Consider the following 20,635-nt stretch of genomic DNA (forward strand, 5'->3'; position numbering starts at 1 on the left):
AATTTATAAATAACTTTTAATGTTTTATTAATTTTCGCTGAACGAAATTTCCATTACTCACATCAATAATTTTTATAAAGTATGCAGCGGCATCCAATTGATTTAAGTCCTCAATTATAATCTGTTGGTTAATCACTTGTTTTTGATAATCAATTACCAACCTACCTCTTAAATCGAATAATTTAATATTGAATTTACTGCCACTAAAAATTGCTGGTAATTTAATTATAACTTTATCACCAAATGGATTAGGATATATTGAAATATCATCTAATTCAGATGCTTCAACACTCAGTGTTGGATTATTAACGGTAACAGTAGCTTGACATGCAGCTACATTTCCATTAACATCTATAATAGTTAAAATTACTTCGTTTTCTCCTATGTTAGAATTATCAAAAGTAGATGGAGAAACTGTCATGGAATCAATTCCGCAGTTGTCATAAGATCCGTTATCTACATCATTGGCCACTATGGTTGCCTGTCCAGTATTTTCATCCAATTCAACTGTAATGTCTGTTGTTAAACACACAGGAATAATATTGTCGTCGTCTTCCATTCCATTACAATTTTCATCAATACCATTACAAGCTATCTCAGTAGCATCTGGATTAATATTCTCATTAGTATCATCGCAATCCAGTGCATTTTCCACATAGCCAACTGGCAATTCGCAGTCTTCAATGGTATTGTTCTCATCACCAAAACCATCACCATCTGTGTCTGCATAGTAAACACTAGTTCCCTTAAGAGTAATAACAAATGACGTTGAATTTGTATTTCCACTATTATCTGTAACCAAAAGTGTAATCGTTTGAGAGGCATTGTGACCTGAGATTATCGTACCTGCGCTTGGCGTTTGTACTAATGATGCCACACCACAATTATCTGCTACTGTGGTTAAACCTGTGTAATCTGGAATACTAAAATCACATCCACTTATTAAAGTTTCCTCAAAGTCACCAACTTCTGAAATGGTTGGTAACTCGTTATCATTTACAATCACTATAAACGATTCGATTTTTACATTTCCACTACTGTCAATAGCTTCGTATGTCACAGTTGTTTCTCCCAAACTAAATGATGAACCATTACTTGGACCAGCAATCTGATTAAAAGAAACCACAGAGCAATTATCATCTGCTGTTGGTTCTACCCAACTAAATGAAGCAGAGCAAGTTCCTATCTCTGTATCTAAGATTGTTTCTGATGGCATATTTTCTATTAATGGGTTCTCAACATCTTCCACATTGACAGAAAAACTATCAGAAAAACTATTCCCGCTTGAATCCTCTACTTCATAGGTAATTATGGTTTCACCTATGGGAAACTGACTACCATTTGCAAGACCAGATATCTGAGTAATTGTTGCAGTACAATTGTCTATCGCTAATGGTTCCGTCCAACTGACAACAGCAGTACAAGTACCTAAATCTGTGGTTGTATCTATATCCAAAGGAAGATTACTAATACTAGGCAGAACATTATCAATAACTACTACGGTCATGGCATCTGTTGAAGTATTTCCGGAAGTATCTATACTTGCGAAAGAAATGTTGGTAGTTCCCAATGGAAATACATACGTTCCTATTTGACCATTACCACTATCGGAAACTGCACCAGACATTTCCCACGACAAGCTACTTTCACAATTATCAGAAAACACAACGTCTGGTAATAAGACTGAAGCTTCACAACTTTCAGTAGTTGTTACTGTTGAAATATTATCTGGTACTTGAAGCGTTGGGAAGATTGTGTCAACAACCGTAACTATTGCCGTAGCTTGATTACTATTTTCACTTCCATCGGTAACGGTTAATGTTACAATATTATCGCCCAAATCTGAACAGTCAAAACTGGTTACATCTGTATCATAGCTTAATGGACCACATGCATCTGAAGAACCATTATCTACTGCATTTTCAGATATGGTTGCTAAACCATCTTCGTCCAATTGAACAGTAATGTTTTGTGTTACTACACTTGGTGGTGTAACATCCACTACGGTAACTATAGCTGTGTTTGTGGCTACGTTGTTATTATTATCAGCAACTGTAAGTGTAACTGTATTTTCACCAAGATTAGAACAATTAAAATCCGTTATATCAAGAGACATGTTTAAGATACCACAAGCATCATACGAGCCATTATCAATAGCATCAACCGTAAGAGATACATTGCCTGAAGCATCAAGCTCTGCAATAACATCTTGAGTGATAACAGTTGGTGGCACCATATCTTCTTCTACAGTGAAATCATCAAACATATAGTGTGACCAAGTATCATTTTCATCCTTTATTCTAATATGAAGTGTATAGTCATCAGGATTCCAACACTCTACAGGAATTACTAAAATTTCGTCTAGAGTTGTTCCTGGAGTAACTGGTATTGGTGTTCCATTCCCAACTCCAGGATCGTCATTTAAAAAGTATTCTGCCTCTACTAATTGCACAGGTGTTGGCCCATTGTATGGTTGCATGGCATAGAAATATTTTCGGTCATATAAACTCCATGTACCATTATTGTCCTTGGCTCTTATATGAAGAACATGTAGACCCTCTTCTAATTCTGATGTATCGATAGCAAACGATTCATTGATGGTATTTCCAGAAGTTACAGATAGCGGATTGGCATTTCCTGCACCTGGATCATTATCAAAGAAATATTCAGCCTCAGTAATTAGATATTCAGTAGGCTCAACGTAGCCGTCATTTGTATAGATGAAAAAATAGCGTCGTTCATACATACTCCAAGTACCATTTCCATCTTTAGCTCTAATGTGCAACACATGTAATCCTCCAGGAAGTCCTGTTGTATTGATAGCAAAACTTTCGTTAATACTATTGCTTGGCGTTACTGCCAATGTGTTTCCGTTTCCAACACCTGGATCTGAATTAAAGAAATATTCTGCTTCTACAATGTTATATGGTGTCGGGTTTACATAACCAGTGTTTGCGTGGATATAGAAATATTTTCTATCGTACAAACCCCATGTACCATTATCATCTAAAGCTCTTATATGGAGAACGTGCAAACCTTCTGATAAACCAACTGTAGGTATAGAAAAATTTTCATTGATGGTATTACCACTTGTAACTTCGAGTTCTGTTCCATTACCTACACCTGGATCATCGTCAATGAAATACTCTGCGCTTAAAATTTTATAATCTGTGGGATCTTCATAAGATTCAATACTATTAACAAAGAAGTATCTACGCAAATATAAACTCCAAACATCGTCAGAATCTTGAGTTCTAATATGGAGCACATGCAAACCTTCAGAAAGTCCTGTAGTGGGTATAACAAAAGTTTCATCAATTGAAACACCTTGTGTTACATTTATTGCCGTGGCGTTTCCTACACCTGGATCGTCATCAAAAAAATACTCTGCAGCTGTAATTTGCTGACCTAAAGCATAATTCACGAAAAAGACCCATATACAGCATATGAGACCTAGTTTTTTCATGATATTAATTTTTTTGAGTTGCTTGAAATTCTACATTTAAATCTTGTCCAGGTTGAACAACAGTATTTAATATAGTCATCGCTTCAGGATAAGGCATTGAGTGTGCCCTACCATTAATATCATAAGGAAAATTTCGACCAAAGATACCTAAATCACCACTATCTGTTGCTGATCCAATGGCTGGCGAACCTGCATTTAAACTGTAGTCATTGTTATAATAATCTGTTAAAGACGTTGGGATGTTTGCAAATTGTGGATCCGTATTATCTAAATTTCCTGAACCTGAAAGTGCAGGTAAAGGTGTTCCCCCTGCAACTTTCCATGTTAAACAGTTGGTATATGTAATTGCTGTTCCTGTACTTGAAAGCCCTGTGATATCCGCATCGGTAAACACAAACATATTATTGGCTACAATAGGACTCGTAATCCCATTGCTACCAACAAACACTTGTGCATCACCGCTTGGATCCTCTTGTATAAATAAATTGTTGGTAAAAACATTGGTATGATTAGAACTACTTATTTGACCTTTTATAATATTATTTCTTACTTGTAAATTATTCAAATTATTTGCCCTTATACAATCCGTTAAATAACTACCAGCATCAAAATAATTACCTTCTACAATCCAGTTATTACTTTGTCCATCAAAGGCATATCCATCAATATAATTGGTGATTCTATTGTTTATAATGTGAATTCCGTGTGTGTTAGTGCCAAGAGAATAGGCCGTTATATTGCTTAACACCAAGCCTGTAATAATTGAATTTGCAGAATCGGCATGTAGAGCAATTGTCGATAAATCTGCAGTAAGTCCATCTGAGTTTTCTGGATTATGTCCAGGACCTACTAACTTAAGTGTTTTAGTTACATTGACACTACCGTAACTTGTTGGTGAAGGGTGAATATAAATAACATCACCTGCTGAGGCAGCATCAATAGCTGCTTGTACTGTAGTGTACTGCGCACCTGACTCTGGTCGGTTATCTACAGTGTAAACGGTTTGCGCCACTGCAAATTGAAATAAAATTAGGGCAATTGTTGTGAGTAATAGTTTAGTTTTCATGATAAGTATATTTTTGGTTAATAGCTAACTGTATAAAATGGATTTACTGTAATGTTTGTTTTAGTTTTTGGCTAATTTTACTTCCGATGCCTTAGAATGCTTTTCTAAAGCCTCTACTCTATCTAAAAGTGTTTGTAGAAGCAATGCTTGATCTGCATTGGCTGTTTCTTGATTTTGTATAGTTTGTGCCTGTTGGTCTATAATGACTTGTTGCTCTTGCATAGCTTTAATAAGTACAGGTATTAACTCTGTATAACTGACACTTAAGGTTTTGTCCTTGTCTTCTGCAGTGTGAACAATTTCTTTTATTACAGATTGTACATCTTGAGCAATTAAACCCATAGATTTATAATCTTGCTCTCTATTTTTCCAGTTATAAGCTTTCGGAGAAAGAGCTAAAATTTCATTTAAGCCATAGCTTAAGTCTTCTATATCTTTCTTTAAACGTTTATCAGAGCTTTGGGTTAATGTACCAGCCAATAAAGCATTACCACTTTGAAAAACGGTAAAAGCATTTGAACGTCCGCCACCAGTAGTACCATTTCCTACTTGAAACAATGTGCTTGTAGAAGTTGTATAATCATTTAACCTTCCAACCACTGTTGAGAATTGATCATCAGCTAAAGTTTCAAAACCCATTGCTGTAGCACTAAAACCTGAAGCTACTGTGATATTACCTAAAGCTGTAGAGGCAAAACCAGAGGCTTCTGTTTGTTCTCCAATAGCTACTGAACTATCTCCAGATGCTTCAGTGTTATTTCCTGATGCTGTTGATTGGTTACCTGAAGCCAATGAACTGAATCCAAAAGCTGTTGAAACAGCTCCTGTTGCTTCAGATTGACTACCTAAAGCCGTAGCATAACCTCCTGTTGCTTCAGTAGAAAAGCCCATTGAGGTTGAGTAACTACCAGTAGCCATTGTGCCTCTTCCTGTAGCAAAAGAGCCTCCTCCTATGGCCCCAAAATTGCCTGAAGCTGTGCTAATACTTAAATCAACGGCATTTGCACCTATGTCTCCATAATTATTCGGGTCTCTGTCTATTAAACGCCAACCAATTCCATTTCCTTCATCAATAGCTTCTAAACCTGTTGCCGATGAACTGTTAGCTTCTAAATACTCTTTGGTAATCAACGCTCTTGGGTCAGTAATTTCTGCAATATCAAAGCTTGGTGCTGTAATTGTACCATTTTTTAATATTGTTAATGCATTGCTTCTGTTAGAAGAATTTATACCATTACCTATTTCAAATAATGGATCTGTAGCTATCCAACTATCAGGATTTCCTCCACCAACATTTAGGTTACCTATTGACATTGAATTATATGCATTTACTATTAAACCAGAACCCATAGCAACTGAATTTCTACCATTAGTAACTGAAAAATTCCCAAATGATAAGGAATTTGACCCGTTGGCATACGAATTCCCAATAGCAATAGCACCTAATCCAGAAGCTTCTGCTGAATAACCTAATGCTATTGCATCTTCTCCTGATGCTATGGATTGACGTCCAAAGCCAATTGCAAAATTAGCTGATGCATGCGTATTATCCCCTAATGCTATTGACCCTGTTGCAGAGGCTGTAGCACCTACTCCTATTGCTGTAGAACTAAACCCTGAAGCTGTTGACAATCCTCCAAATGCTGTTGCATAGCTACCAGTAGCTCCATAGGTAGAACTAGGGTAGTCACTAATACTTAGATCCACTGCATTTAACCCTACATTCCCAAAATTAGCAGGATTACTACCTTTTAATCTCCATCCAATACCATTGCCTTCATCTATGGCTTCTAAGCCTGAGGCTGAAAGGTTATTATCAGCATATTCTTTGGTGATTAAGGTTTTAGAATCAGTTATTTCGTTAATATCTAAACTAGGTGCTGTAATAATACCATTCATTGTGACATTTAAAGCATTGGATTTACTACCTGAACTAGTTCCATTACCAACCTGAAAAGCTATATTTGATAATTCAGTTTCATTATTATATTGTCCAACGACTGTAGAATAGCTGTCATCTGCAATTGTGTTACTACCAAGAGCAGTTGAAGAATTTCCAGAAGCTGTAGTATAATAACCGCTAGATAAAGAGAAATGTCCAGAGGCTGTACTTCCTGCACCAAAGGCTACTGATGCATCTCCTGATGCTGTTGTTCCGGTTCCTGCTGCTATGGCTACTGCACCCGTTGGTCCATAAATGGTAGAGGGTGTACCTGAAAAGCTTAAATCTACCGATTTAGAGCCTATATTTCCATAGTTATTTGGATCACTTCCTACTAACCGCCAACCAACACCGTTCCCTTCATCTATAGCTTCCAATCCAGTTGGTGGAGTTCCAGAGCCTCCACCAGAATAATTAGCGTCAGCAAATTCTTTGGTAATTAATGCTTTTGGGTCTGTAATCTCTGCCATATCTAAGCTTGGTGCTGTAATTGTTCCATTTTTAAGTACCGTAAGTGCGTTACTTTTATTGCCAAAATCGGTACCATTACCAATTTCAAATACAGGGTCTGTGCCAACCCAAGTTAATGGGTCACCACCGCCTATGTTAAAACCTCCTATAGCTGTTGAAAACAAAGCAGATGCTGTTATGCCATTTCCCATAGCTGTAGCATTTTTTCCCGTTGCGAATGAAAGTTCACCCGCAGCCATGGAATTTTCTCCAATTGCATTTGTTCCTTTACCAAAAGCAGTACTATTATCACCTGATGCTTCGGTTTCCAAGCCCATAGCAGTTGACGTTTCCCCAGATGCTTCCGTATTATAACCTGTTGCCATGGCATAAGCTCCCGAAGCTTCTGTACTAAACCCTAAGGCTACAGAACGGTTACCCGTAGCACCATATACAGTTGAGGTAATGTTGTTAATACTTAAATCTATCGCTTCATTACCGATGTTTCCATAATTATTATCATCTACGCCAACTAATCTCCACCCAATACCATTTCCTTCATCTAGAGCTTCTAGCCCTGTTGGGTTAGTGCCTGAGCCACCACCTGAATAATTGGCGTCAGCATATTCTTTGGTGATTAAAGCCTTATTATCTGTTATTTCAGCCATATCAAAACTTGGTGCTGTAATGGTACCGTTTCTCAGTACTGTTAAAGCGTTTGTGCGTACATCATTGGTGCCATCTACATAGTATCCATTTCCAATTTCGAATAAAGGATCTGTTGATGCAGCCAATAATGGATCACCACCTCCAATATTGTAAATCCCTATTGCAGTAGAGTTGGGTGCTTCTGCTTTGGTACCTTGTCCTAATGCTACTGAAGTATGTCCAGAAGCTACTGAACCTGCACCCATTGCAGTCGCTTGTGCTTGAGATGCTATTGTACCTACACCAGATGCAAACGAGCCCTGACCAGATGCAGTTGTATTTAATCCAACAGCAATTGCATAATTTCCAGTGGCTCCTCTAGTTATCGAAGGAGCCCAACTATAACTTAGATCTACTGCTCCATCAGCAATAGGTCCATAAAAATCTTCTGGTCTGTTTATTAAACGCCAACCTTGTCCATTACCTTCATCGATTACTTCAAGCCCTGTGTTGTTAGATTGTTCTGCATACAATGCATAAGGCACTGCCTTAAATTCTGTAGTACCCATATCTATAAGACCAGAACCAGAATCTATTTGAACCTTTAAAAAGCGTGAACCAAAAAAACTTGTTGTTCTCCAATCTAATTGTTCATATCCATCTTCATAACCAGATAAAGGCACACCCTCTCCTATATTTACAATAACAACACCATTGGCATCTGTATTAGTAGTATGAGTCTCAGCATATACCTCATCTGTAAACTCAATTTCTGGTCCATCTAGAATTGAAAACTCTATAGTTATCGACTGATTGGCTAAAACATTACCTAGGTCATCTTTTATTATTGCTTTATAATTTATAGCCTTTTGTGCATGGCCCAAAAGACCTACTAATAAAAGTGCTAATGTGAATAGTTTTGTTTTCATAATATTGTTTAATTAATAGCTGATTTAAAATTTAGACTAACCTCAAAAATGCTTTTACTTTATTTTTTTTATAAATTTTAAAGTAATTCCGCTTTTTAATTTTAAGTAATACAGTCCGCTAATCAAGTTTTGAACATCAATTCTCTCATTATTACTTAATTTTCCTTTTAAGACTTCTTGTCCTAATGCGTTTACAATGCTATATTTTTGGGTTTCTTTTAAATTGGAAATAACTACATAGTTAGCTAAAGGGTTAGGAAACAGACGTATGGTTGTATCTTCACTAAATTCATTTTCACTTAAGGTTGAGTTTAATATTGAAACCTCAAATATTAAATCTACGGTTGGACTTTCAGTGCCATTTTGAAATGGAGTTCCTCCAGAATATCCATTGTTAAAATCTGCTAAAATATCTACGTTGTCAACTGTGAACTCAAATGTATATTGATTGCCTTGAACTAAATTTAACGTGCTTGTAATATAAACTCTAATTGGATCATTAATCTGATTTATAGTAATTGCAGGATGTGATTGTGTGTATATTGGCGTATCTGAAACTGTATTACCATCATATATGCTTAAAGTTCCGGCAGATACAACTCCTGTTTCATCAGAAATGTATTGCACGTATTCTAATTCTCCATCGCATTCTGCAATAAATGTTTGTCCCCAAAGAAAAGCTTCTGATGTAAAAACATTTGTTCCGTTTTGGTTATGGGCTACAAGACACTGAGCAATTGAATTTTGAGATAAAACCATTATAGCAATGATTAAACTCATTTTAATTAATAAACCAATTTGTTTCATGATATATTATTAAATATTGTAGTGTGTTAGTTTTTAAACATACTTCTGCCAGAAAATAAATCCATTACTTTATATTCTGATTTTTTAATTGATGATTTTTTGTCCTTTAAGGCTTTAGCAATAATGTTCATATGATTCTTAGACTTCTTTTTGTCTGTAACGTCCATTTCTAATATTAAACCGTTAGAAAATTGCTTTATAACTCTTGGGTCTATATCTGGCATGTCCATTTTATTATTCTGACCTCCAAAATTCATAAAGTTGGAAAGTTTAATTTTTGCATCTGCTGTGTGGTAAACTTTAATGATATACCTATCGTCTTCAAGCTGTAATCCTTCACAACTGTAGCCTATAATTGTTTTTGATGGTAATTTTGAAATTTTATAATTATCGAGATTCTCATTTGATTCTCCAACTTCAGGAATAGGATACATTTGTAAAAATTTAGACCCTTGAGCATCCATGAACATCACCATGGTATTTAAGTCTGCATCAAAAAGCATTGTGGCATTACCCATATCTTTTGACTTTCTGTCAACAATATTGGTAGCTTGGTAATTGGCATTTTCATTGATTAAAAATGTCATTTCCATAACATCCTTTTTTTTGTCCCCTAAAACCATTTCGGTTTCTAATTGCCAATTAAAGTCATAACTTTCTGGTAAATCGGCTACAGTAGTTTTATGGTCATTTAGAGATTTTTTCACGCGTTTGGTCATCCCTTTACTATCACTAGTATCGTAGTCATCATCATCTATTTCGGAATTTGATCCACTTCCGTCCTTAACCACTCCTCCCATTACGGCTTCCATAAGCTCCTGTCCTTGCATCCTAACTTCCCTTGCTTGCGGTAGCGTTACATCTACTGGTGTATAGTTATATACCAAAAGACTTTTGCCTGGTGGTACCATACTCATTTCGGTGATGTTATTCATGGATTGTTCTGCATCTAGTTTATTTGAATACACCTCTACTAATCTACCTTCAGTATCAAAAAGCACATAGTTACCCTTGTAACCTGGTTCATTCAATAATTCAAACTTTGTATATTTTTCTCCACGTATAATTTGGGTCGTTTCTTTATAGTCTTCGTATCTAAAATCATCTTGTTTGTATATAAAAGCAAACTCAACAATACCATTAAATGGATTGGCTGTTATCCCTTGGTCGTGTTGCTTTTGAAGCATTGCCATAAAGGGTTCTGGTGGAAGTTTGTACGCTTCAAGCATCATTGTAGGTACCATCATACCTTGACTTTGCAGTGCTACTATTGAAGATTTGGTATATTCACCATGCTTAAATACATACATAAAACCTTCACTATCTATATAGCCAGGCTTTTGTAAATTATCCTGATCTAAACGCACAGCAACTTCATCTGCATCAAAATACTGTGTTTGGTTAAGGTTTCCATTTTCGTGAAGTTGAATTACAACATCCTCACTAAAAAATGCTTTTTTCGCCTTCTTATTTTTGTTTAAAGCAGAGTTTGGAGCTTCGCTTGATTTGTCTTTTTCAGACGTAGCATCATCAATTGTTTTCTCTGTTTTTTTAGTAACAATTTCATCCGTTTTTTTGAGAATCGTTCGTTCGGCTGCTTGCTCGGCTTTTTGCTTAAGCTTTTTAAAAATTTGGCCTTGCATCGGCAATGCAAAACACAAAACTAAGAGCGTTGTAATTAATGTTTTATTCTTCATGACCTTTATATTTTATTACAATAGATTTGGTGTAATGTTACGCTTCTTAAGCACATAGCTTATCAATCAAAATCTTGAGAACAATCCAGTTCTGTCCAACCTTGTGCTGCAGCTTCTAATTCTGAATATTGATCTGCAAACTCTGGGCAATTCCCTACTGCATCAATTAAATTTAATGCTACATTACGTAAATCGTTACATGTCTCTTCAGAAGGATTTGCTTGAAAATCAGTGAATGCATCAGAATATTCTGTGGACAAATTGATTAATTGGTTACAACCAAGAACAGCATCACTGCCATCATCACTATCATCACTAGAACAACTAATTAATGCCAATGCTGTTGGAAAAATTAATGTTAAAACTAGTAGTTTAAAACTGTTGATTGATTTTGTAGTTTTCATTATATTTTGATTTTATGTTTAAAATTATTTCTTTTCAATCCTTACCAATTTAACAACCTCATTTTCTTGTATAATCCGCAATTGGTATTTTCCTTTTTTTAAGTGATCTATACTCATATAGATATCTCTTTCTTTATCCTTTTCTGTACCGTTTTCCATTGCTATTAAGTGGGTTGTAGGATTAGTCTGAAGTAAAATTATATAGGTTTTGTACAGCGATACACCACGTATGTTCCAAAGTATAGAACATATGTTACAGAACTGAAAATGTAGTGTTTATGAGTGTTTTAAAGCATACTCATTTGGCGTGCAGCCAAATTTCTCCCTAAAGCATTTATTGAAATACGATGGTGTATTAAATCCTACTTGATAACCAATTTCTGCAATGGTACCATCAGATTTTTTCAATAATTCTTTAGCCAACTTAAGGCGTTGGGTTCTTATAAATTCAGAAGTACTTACACCAAATAACGCATTGAGCTTGCGATGAAGTTGTGTACGGCTCATTTGCATTTCTTTACAGAATTGAGTGCTATTAAAATCCGGATTTACAATATTTTTGTCTAAAACTGTCTTTAACCTTTCGAGAAATTGATTTTCGGCAGAATTAATTTTTAAACTCGGTTCAATACTCAATGTTCTTCCGTAGTGATGTTTTAGTTTTTCTCTAAGTTCTAATTGTTTTATTACAATAAGTTTGAGCTTTTCGGTATTAAAAGGCTTAGTTAAATAAGCATCAGCACCAGACTTAAATCCTTCTATTTCATTGGTATCTCCTGCTTTTGCCGTTAGCATCACTATTGGAATATGGCTCGTTCTTGCATCTTGCTTTAATTGGTCGCAAAGTTCAATTCCGTTTAGCTTTGGCATCATTACATCTGTAATTATAATGTCTGGTATAGACTCTAATGCAAATTTTATCCCTTCCTCTCCATTAAAAACCTGCTTTATTTGATAGTCCTTATTAAAAATTGAGTTTATAAAATCATTGATCTCTTTTTCATCCTCAACAATTAATAATAGTGGTTTACCCTTATTTTTAGAAGTTGAATGTTCTGTATCATCCTTAAGCTTAACTTCCTTTGTAGTTGTTTGAAAATCACCTTCAATAATTTCTGATGAGCTGTAGAATGAACGTTCTATTGGTAATGTGACCGTAAATTGGATATCATCTGAATCTATTGTGTTAGCTACAATATTTCCATGCGATAAGATTGCGAGTTCCTTAACCAGTGATAAACCAATACCTACTCCATCAGTACTTTTTTGATTCTGATAATAGCGTTGAAATAACTTTCCTAATTGTTCATTGGGTATAGTGTTTCCATTATTTATAAAACTCATCACCAATTGACCATTGTTTTGGGATGCTTCAAATAGAATTTCTCCTGAACTAGGTGTATATTTTACTGCGTTAGATAATAAGTTGCTTACAATTTTTTCAATAATATCACTATCAAACCATACTTGTTTTAATTCCTGAATTTTATACTGAAATTGAATATTGTTTTGTTTTGCTTTATACTGAAATGCTTCAGCCAGTTGCTTTAGCAATACGCCTAAATTTCCTTGTTTTACAGAAAGCTTAAAATGTCCTGTTTCTAATTTTGAAAGATCTAACATTTGATTTACCAAGTTCAGCAAACGTTTTGAGTTCTCTTGTACCATCAGCAACTCTTTTTTGTCTTGCTTTGAAAGTTCGGGTTTAGACAGTTGCTTTTCTACAGGACCTGTAATGAGGGTTAATGGTGTTCTAAATTCGTGGGAAATATTGGTATATAACTTGGTTTTAAATTCATCAAGTTTTTTTAATCGTTCGGTTTCTTGATGCTCAAACTCTAATTGCATTTTTACGTGCCATCTCCATTTTAAGTATCTATATACCCAAATCCCAATCCCTAAAATTAAAAGTGTGTAACACAATAACGCTACATTACTTATATACCAAGGTTTTTTAATAGTAAAGGTATATGTTGCTGGTTCTTCATTCCAAACACCATCATAATTACTAGAAATCACCTTAAATGTATAATCATCTGGTGGAAGGTTGGTGTAATGTGCACTGTTGTTATTTCCTGAAGAAATCCAGTCTGGATCATGATTTACCAATTGGTATTTATATTGATTTCTATCTGGTTGAGAATAATGCAAGCCTGAAAAAGTAAATGTCATTGTGTTTTGGTTGGCCGAAAACACATGATTTTGTACCATTGGGTAAGGTTTAGCAAATACATCAAATCCTGTAATTACAGTTTTTGGCTTATCAGAATTATAGGATAATTGATTAGGATTAAACCAATTTAACCCTTCTAAGCCACCAAAATATAATATTCCATAACTATCCTTGTAATAAGCTCCTGTATTGAATTCATTGGTTTGCAAACCATCATAGTTACTAAAGTTTTCAATTTCGGTTATAACATCATTATCTACAGCTACCCTTGTTAACCCTTTATTGGAACTTAACCAAAGGTTATTACTATTACCAGGTAAAATACCATAAATAACATTATTAGCTAAACCTTGTTCTGTTGTAAAATGGTTGATGTGTTTGGTTTTTGTATTATATGATTTTAAACCATTTCCATTGGTTCCTATCCATAAAATATCTTCACTATAGTAAAGCGATTTAACTCTGTCTTGTATATCCGAAACATCAAGAATAGTATCTGATTTGGTATTTAATAGGTAAAGCCCTTCGCTTTCAGTTCCTATCCAAAGTTGGTTTTCATCACCAGCCTCAACAGTTCTAATAGCATTTGAAGTTAAGATAGAGTTTTCGGAATGGTATGTTTTAACAATGCCCTTGTGCTCATCAAAAAGTATCAATCCATTTAAAGTACACAACCAAAGCATATTGTTTTGCGCTTGATAAATTTTCCAAATAGACATTCCTTTAGTAACTTCAAAAGACTTGAATGAATCATGACCTTCTAATTTTTGAAGTCCATTGTTTTGATGTCCTACCCACAAACCATCTTCATTTGCATGCAAACTCATTACTCTATCACTTGCTAAGTTTGAGTTGCTTGTAGTGTACATTGTATAGGAATTGGTTTTAAATTCTATTGATGTAAGTCCTTTATTGGAGGTTCCCAACCATACTCTGTCATTTTTTTCAACAATAGCTCTTACAAAATCAATACTCACGTTATTAGGAGCTTGTTTATTGGTTAGTACATTGAATTTTACCAAATCCTCATCATAGTAACTCAAACCAGACCCATCTGTTCCAAGCCAAACAATGCCTGTGAAATCCTCATATAGACTAAGTACATCGTTATAATGCAAAGCATACGGATTGGTTTTGTTGGCTATAAAATGCTGAATGGTTTCTTTTTGAAAGTCTATTAAATACGCTCCATCTCCATAAGTTGCCACCCACAATTTATCAGTGCTATCAACCAAAATATCTTGAATGATTAAATCCTTAGGTAGTGTCGCGGTGTTAAATCCTTCAAATGGCTTAAAGTCAATATTATTCCCATCTGAAACAAATAAACCTTTTCCGTAACTGCCTAAGAAAAGCTTGTTACTTTTAATGGAATGCGTAAAGGAGCTAAAGTTTGTATCTTCCTGTACATCTACAAAATGATAATTTTTTTTTGAATCTATTTTGATAATGCCATTTGATGTTGCCGCCAATACCTTATCATTAAACTCAAACAAATCGTAGGTCGATAAATGTTTATCAGTAGGTTTTAATAGCTGAAGTGTATCTTTTGTTGTTTCAGAAATATAATATAATCCAGAGCCATAGGTTCCAAAAAAATAATCTTTGTTTGAAGCCTGAAGCATAGTGCTCACCTCATTTAGACGTTTTACTGTCTCAAAGGTATCTGAAGCGGACTCTTTTTTATGAAGCACACCCGAATTGGTTATTATCCAAACCGCATCCTGGTTATCTACATATACCTTTCCTAATTTACTATAAGTGCTGCGCGTAACATCCTCAAACTGATATTGGAAGTGGGTAAATTGTTTACCGTCATACTTGTTTAATCCATCTTGAGTAGCAAACCACATGAAACCTGTTTGATCTTGGGCGATACTCACCACACTATTTTGTGACAAGCCATGCTCCACTGTCAATTCATTAAACGCTACTTGCACATCACTATTCTGCGATAGCAAAAATTGAGATAATGAAAATAAGAGAAAATATAAACTTATTCGCCTCATTAATAGTTGATTTCAACTATTAAAGTTATCAAAAAAATATGAGGTAATTGAATAAATTATTTAAAACCAATATACTCAACTTCAGCATCTAAAATTCCTTTTACATAGGTTTTATAAGCTGCATAATCCTCTGGCTTAATATTTTCTAATGGAGTTTTACAGTCTATCGTTACCTTTAATGTATTAGGTTTTGGCATTTCATAAGTAATAGAATATGTATGGTTTTTGAACTTAAAACTTTTGCTTTCCGGTACTTCTACAAAAGTTTCTCCTTCCTTAATTTCAATGACATATTGTGTTTTATAAGCATCTACATTTTCGTATTGTAAATAATCAATCTCATAATTTCGTTCTTCTAATTGAATTATAGAATTTTCATATGGATGAGTGAGAATCGGCAATTGTAATATCTTAATAGAACCAATACTGCTCAATTTCTTGTTTATGGTTAGATCTGTTTTAAAAGATACAGCAGCATTATCATCAATCTTTTTAATTTCAGAAATCTCGTTTAACGTAAAGTCATCAGAAAGCTTTGCTTTATAATCTTCAGTTATATTGTTCTTAATAACTTCGGCATTTGGTTCGCTAAAAATTTCATTATAATAAGATACATTATGTCCCTTTACTTCAGTTGTTACATCAAGGTTCATATTGTTTTCATTAACGTTTAAAATCACTTCGTTCACGATATGAGATGTAATCCTATTGACATTGTCTAAATGAATTAAGTTATAAGTCTTATTAAGATTTTCTGATGCAAATGGGATTTCTAAAGCTGTAGCTCCACGTAAACTTGTTGGCAACGACTTGTATGGTAAATACTTACTGGTAAGCTCTAAAAATTGAGGTTTACCATCTATCATTACTTTAACGATACAATGGTTAAAATCAGTACTCGGTAACACCATGTTATTTCTTCCGTAATCTGATGTTAAAACCAAAACCAAATTAGATTTTAATTCTGCCATTTTAGCAAGCGTTACAAACAATGTGGAAAAATCTTTACAATCACCTAAACTTGTGTTTATAGTTTTTGCAGGCTTTTGAGGAATAAATCCACTTTGCTTAAAACTTACATAGCTATAATTGAAATTAGACGTTATATAATTGTAAATGATTTTTGCGCGTTCGTCTTCGCTAAGTTGTTTGTAACCGTTAGGGAATAACTTATTGAACTCCTCTTCTACTTTAGTATTTATTTCTATTCTGGATCTTACTAAATCTGAATACCAAATGGATATGTCATTCCAATCGTTAATGGTACTAAAATGAAGAAAACCAACATGATCTACAGAATTTGGCATATAGTCTTCTGCAAACATTAGTGTTTCGGCATTATTTATTTCCCATTTGTATAAGTTATGGTCTTTCTTTTTTATAATCTCTGGCTCCAAGTTACCATTCATGTACTTGTAATGTAAGGTTACTGACTTTGGTACTAAAATCTCTACAGAAGATTTTACCATTGGGTGAAAAGACGCCATCTGTATCTTATCTGAGATGTCTTTGTAGAATCTACCTGTCGAAGAAACGATACCTTCATAATCTATATATATAACATCACCTATACTAATATCATTAAATACCAAGTTAGAACCACTTCTATCAGCCGGAACAACATTACCATTAGGTTTAACTAACTCTGATTTTAAAAATTTGTATGATCCACCTAGTCCTAAATCGTATTCTTTAAATGTCTCAACACCATTGTTAGAAGTAACTTCATAAATGTAGATATAGCGGTATTTGAAACCTCCTTCTTCAAAAATTTCAATATTGCTATCGTCCATTAGAATATTAAAACCATAGTTGTTAGTAGTGATTTTATTTCTATTTTCTTCTATATAGTCATATGCTTCCGCAATCACTAGGTCGTTAATAAGGTTTTCCTTTTTAGAAATGTCATTTATTTTATTTCTCAATTGTGAATCACCACTATTATGAGTTAGTGCCTTTTCGTAATATTCTAAAGCTTCACTTGTTTTACCTAATTGCTTTAAAATATCACCTTTTAGTTCCATAGTTGTGAAACTGTAAGGGTAATTAACAAGCATTTCATCTACATAAGGTAAAGCTTCCTTATACATTTGATAACGTTTGTAATTATTGACTATACGCTTTAAGTATATGTTATCTTTATTTAAATCATCATAATTCTTAATAACAAGTGCTAAGGACTTTTTCTTCTGATTTTTATCTTCGTAATACTTTGCAAGTTTGTTTTCAGCACTAAGGTTAAATCCATTTTCTACTATGTCCTCTAAAATAGAAATGGTTTTTTCTTGATCTTGAAAAATTTGATCATAGAATGGCGCATACTTAAGTCTAAACTTATCATTACCATATGCTTCAGCTAGTGTATTTAGGTTTTCTAATGTCTTCTTAATACCGTTGATGTCTTCTTTTCTTGCATAAGAAATAAAATCAGCTCCTGTCTTAATGAGTTCTGAATCAAATGCATTTTTTAGCTTTACAATATATTCATCAAACTCGTCCATGGTAAGTCTGGTTAATTCACCATATTCTGAAAGCTTGTTTAGAATAGGAAGGTAATAATCTGGGTCGTCGCGTTCTATATTTTCACTAAGTTCGTTAGCTGATGTATAATCGTTTTCTAAATTATATGTTGAAATTAATGCGTTTCTAAGAAATGAACTCTTAGGATACTTATTGTAATGTGGCATTAATACATTTCTTGCTTCTTCGTATTTAGAATTTCTAATATAGGTAGCATACAAGGCGTAATGATATAGAAAGTTATTTGGGTTAGCTTCTATTTTTTCTTTAAAAAAAGCTTCGAAATCATTTTCTTGCACTTCTGGATTTAAAGTTTCAAGACTTGAAGCATTATAACTAACAGGATTACTTGAAATAGTTATATTTTCTAATGGTTTTTTATTCTCATCAAAAAGTGACAATAAAAAGTATGAGGTAGAATTACTTTCTGCCGTTTTTACCAGCAATCTATTATTGCCTTTTGGTAAATTTACAGTAACACCATAGGCATTTAAATCTGTGGAAACATCTTTGTCGTTTTTAAAGATTTCAACATCATTTAAAAAAATCTTAAACGCAGAACCACTTCCCATACGGATAAAAATTCTCTGATCAACATCTGAGTTTACAAATGTTTGTGCATAGTTTACACCAGAACCATACTCGTTATGATTGGTAAAAAACTGATAAGCTTCTTTATCATTAGTGCCATTGTACCAACCTAAATAACCATTGCTTCTCGCATCAAAAGTTACATCGTTACTTGGATTGTTTTCGGCTTCATAAAATTTATCCAAGCCACTTTTATTCAAATTCTCAAAACTTCCACAATATTGCCATTGCCTAACACTATTAATCTTATCATTAAAACTATAATAGGCTTCCCAATCGTTTTTATGTCTTCCTTTTATGGCTTTTAAATAAAGTAGTGCATCCTGCAAGTCCACATGAGACACACCATGATTACTAATTTCGTCAATAGTTTCAAAAACTTTATTATTAAACCCTTCGTCTAAATAATCCTGAAACAAATAGGATTTATTCCAAAACGCAAACAGATAGTACTCAAAGTCATCTTTAGACAAAAATTCATCTAAAAAGTTTTTACTAGAAATAATTTTACCCGTTTCATTTCTCAATATCTCGTTGGTAAGTAACCATTCTAAATCAGAGTTTTTTTGTTTTTTAATTAACTTTTCTGCTTCTGCTCTATCGTTAGATAATAATTTGTTCCAAAAATCCTCATAATTATTTTGAGATAAACAGTTAAAAGCAACAAATAGGATTGCCGCTATGGAGAGATAGACTTTCTTCATAGGTAAAAATGATATATTTAATTAATAGTTTTGATGATTTGCGCCATTTTATTGGCTCTGTTAATGACTTCCTCTTCAGTCCATGACATTTTAATTAAGCAAGAAATATTACGAGCAATATATTTGTCTGACTGTTCAAAGGTTTTTGTTTGTAGATATGCTAACCCATTTTTTACTTCTTTAGAAATAGGATAAAGCGATTTTAAATCTTTAAGATGTTGCCACTCTCTAATATAATGCCAGCTGTTATCGTAATAATGAAAACAAGCATCAATACTATTGTCTTTAAAGGATTTTGAAACTTTTCTGGCAAACTCCAAATCTGGCAAAAAGAAATTTAAAAACGAATAACTTTCTACACCTCCTTCTGGTACTGTTCTAAATTTCACCTCAGGAATTTGAGAAAGCGCTTCTTTAATAATTGTATAATGTATTTTTTGTTTGGCAACAAACTCATTCAATCGTCTTAATTGCGCTAAGCCAACTGCTGCATGCAGTTCTGAAATCCTAAAATTATAGCCTAAAAATGGATGTGATTCTGCTCCTCTATCGTTACCAACATGATCGTGTCCGTGATCGCTGTAATGGTCGGCATGTCTATAAAATTTTTCATTATTAGTGAGAACAGCACCACCTTCTCCAGCTGTAATAATCTTAACAAAATCTAACGACAAACAGCCTAAATCACCAATACTTCCAAGTGGTTTTCCTTTATAAGTTGCGCCTGTTGCCTGAGATGAATCTTCAATTAAAACTAAATTATTTGCTTTACAAATTGATTGCAAGGCATCTAAATTTGCCATACTACCACACATGTGTACTGGCATAATAGCTTTTGTTTTACTTGTAATGGCTTCTTTTACTTTCTCAGGATCTAAAGTCAAAGTGTCATCTATATCTACTAAAACAGGAATTGCCCCAAGCATCATAATAGCTTCAAAACTTGCTACAAAAGTAAAGGTTGGCATAATGACTTCGTCACCAGAACCAATACCAGCTGAAGCTAATGCCACGGAAACAGCTGCTGTTCCACTAGATACCAATTGAGCGTGTTTAACCTGGAGTTGACTTTCAAGTTCTTTTTCAAGTTCTCTGGCTTTCCAATGACCATTTCTCATACCATCAAAGCCATAGCGCATTAGTACACCATTTTCTAAAACATCATTAACTTCCTTTCGCTCTAAATCACTAAATAATTCAAATCCTGGCATATATAATTTTATAATTTT

General features: G+C 34.0%; 10 protein-coding genes. All 10 read right to left on the minus strand.

Annotated features, from left to right (window positions below; all coding sequences use genetic code 11):
- Positions 1-16: 16 nt before the first annotated feature.
- Positions 17-3,466 carry an HYR domain-containing protein gene (locus ACFFGA_RS06490; RefSeq protein WP_386061397.1) on the minus strand — a complete coding sequence of 1,150 codons (3,450 nt, stop codon included), beginning with the start codon at positions 3,464-3,466 and terminating at the stop codon, positions 17-19.
- A gap of 4 nt (positions 3,467-3,470) precedes the next feature.
- Positions 3,471-4,532, minus strand: coding sequence for a right-handed parallel beta-helix repeat-containing protein (locus ACFFGA_RS06495; RefSeq protein WP_386061400.1), 1,062 nt, complete (start codon positions 4,530-4,532; stop codon positions 3,471-3,473).
- Between the two features lie 60 nt (positions 4,533-4,592).
- A complete protein-coding gene (locus ACFFGA_RS06500) occupies positions 4,593-8,501 on the minus strand; it encodes a tail fiber domain-containing protein (RefSeq protein ID WP_386061402.1) in 3,909 nt (1,302 codons plus the stop codon).
- Between the two features lie 54 nt (positions 8,502-8,555).
- On the minus strand, positions 8,556-9,308 hold the full coding sequence (locus ACFFGA_RS06505; protein ID WP_386061405.1) for a T9SS type A sorting domain-containing protein: 753 nt from the start codon (positions 9,306-9,308) through the stop codon (positions 8,556-8,558).
- 26 nt (positions 9,309-9,334) lie between these two features.
- On the minus strand, positions 9,335-11,005 hold the full coding sequence (locus ACFFGA_RS06510; RefSeq protein ID WP_386061407.1) for a DUF4412 domain-containing protein: 1,671 nt from the start codon (positions 11,003-11,005) through the stop codon (positions 9,335-9,337).
- A 62-nt stretch (positions 11,006-11,067) separates the two neighbouring features.
- On the minus strand, positions 11,068-11,409 hold the full coding sequence (locus ACFFGA_RS06515) for a hypothetical protein (RefSeq protein ID WP_386061409.1): 342 nt from the start codon (positions 11,407-11,409) through the stop codon (positions 11,068-11,070).
- A 24-nt stretch (positions 11,410-11,433) separates the two neighbouring features.
- Positions 11,434-11,568 carry a hypothetical protein gene (locus tag ACFFGA_RS06520; protein WP_386061412.1) on the minus strand — a complete coding sequence of 45 codons (135 nt, stop codon included), beginning with the start codon at positions 11,566-11,568 and terminating at the stop codon, positions 11,434-11,436.
- A gap of 117 nt (positions 11,569-11,685) precedes the next feature.
- Positions 11,686-15,591 carry a hybrid sensor histidine kinase/response regulator transcription factor gene (locus ACFFGA_RS06525; RefSeq protein ID WP_386061414.1) on the minus strand — a complete coding sequence of 1,302 codons (3,906 nt, stop codon included), beginning with the start codon at positions 15,589-15,591 and terminating at the stop codon, positions 11,686-11,688.
- A gap of 56 nt (positions 15,592-15,647) precedes the next feature.
- Complete coding sequence (locus ACFFGA_RS06530; RefSeq protein WP_386061417.1) at positions 15,648-19,406, minus strand: DUF3857 domain-containing protein; 3,759 nt, start codon at positions 19,404-19,406, stop codon at positions 15,648-15,650.
- A gap of 17 nt (positions 19,407-19,423) precedes the next feature.
- Positions 19,424-20,617, minus strand: a complete 1,194-nt coding sequence (locus ACFFGA_RS06535) for a DegT/DnrJ/EryC1/StrS family aminotransferase (RefSeq protein WP_386061419.1) — start codon at positions 20,615-20,617, stop codon at positions 19,424-19,426.
- Positions 20,618-20,635: the final 18 nt, after the last annotated feature.

The organism is Winogradskyella pulchriflava (assembly GCF_042434315.1).
Taxonomy (GTDB): domain Bacteria; phylum Bacteroidota; class Bacteroidia; order Flavobacteriales; family Flavobacteriaceae; genus Winogradskyella; species Winogradskyella pulchriflava.

Bases quoted from the DNA above. Each gene is read 5' to 3' on its own strand.
- ACFFGA_RS06490 (WP_386061397.1), bottom strand. From the start codon at position 3,466: ATGAAAAAACTAGGTCTCATATGCTGTATATGGGTCTTTTTCGTGAAT.
- ACFFGA_RS06495 (WP_386061400.1), bottom strand. From the start codon at position 4,532: ATGAAAACTAAACTATTACTCACAACAATTGCCCTAATTTTATTTCAA.
- ACFFGA_RS06500 (WP_386061402.1), bottom strand. From the start codon at position 8,501: ATGAAAACAAAACTATTCACATTAGCACTTTTATTAGTAGGTCTTTTG.
- ACFFGA_RS06505 (WP_386061405.1), bottom strand. From the start codon at position 9,308: ATGAAACAAATTGGTTTATTAATTAAAATGAGTTTAATCATTGCTATA.
- ACFFGA_RS06510 (WP_386061407.1), bottom strand. From the start codon at position 11,005: ATGAAGAATAAAACATTAATTACAACGCTCTTAGTTTTGTGTTTTGCA.
- ACFFGA_RS06515 (WP_386061409.1), bottom strand. From the start codon at position 11,409: ATGAAAACTACAAAATCAATCAACAGTTTTAAACTACTAGTTTTAACA.
- ACFFGA_RS06520 (WP_386061412.1), bottom strand. From the start codon at position 11,568: ATGGAAAACGGTACAGAAAAGGATAAAGAAAGAGATATCTATATGAGT.
- ACFFGA_RS06525 (WP_386061414.1), bottom strand. From the start codon at position 15,591: ATGAGGCGAATAAGTTTATATTTTCTCTTATTTTCATTATCTCAATTT.
- ACFFGA_RS06530 (WP_386061417.1), bottom strand. From the start codon at position 19,406: ATGAAGAAAGTCTATCTCTCCATAGCGGCAATCCTATTTGTTGCTTTT.
- ACFFGA_RS06535 (WP_386061419.1), bottom strand. From the start codon at position 20,617: ATGCCAGGATTTGAATTATTTAGTGATTTAGAGCGAAAGGAAGTTAAT.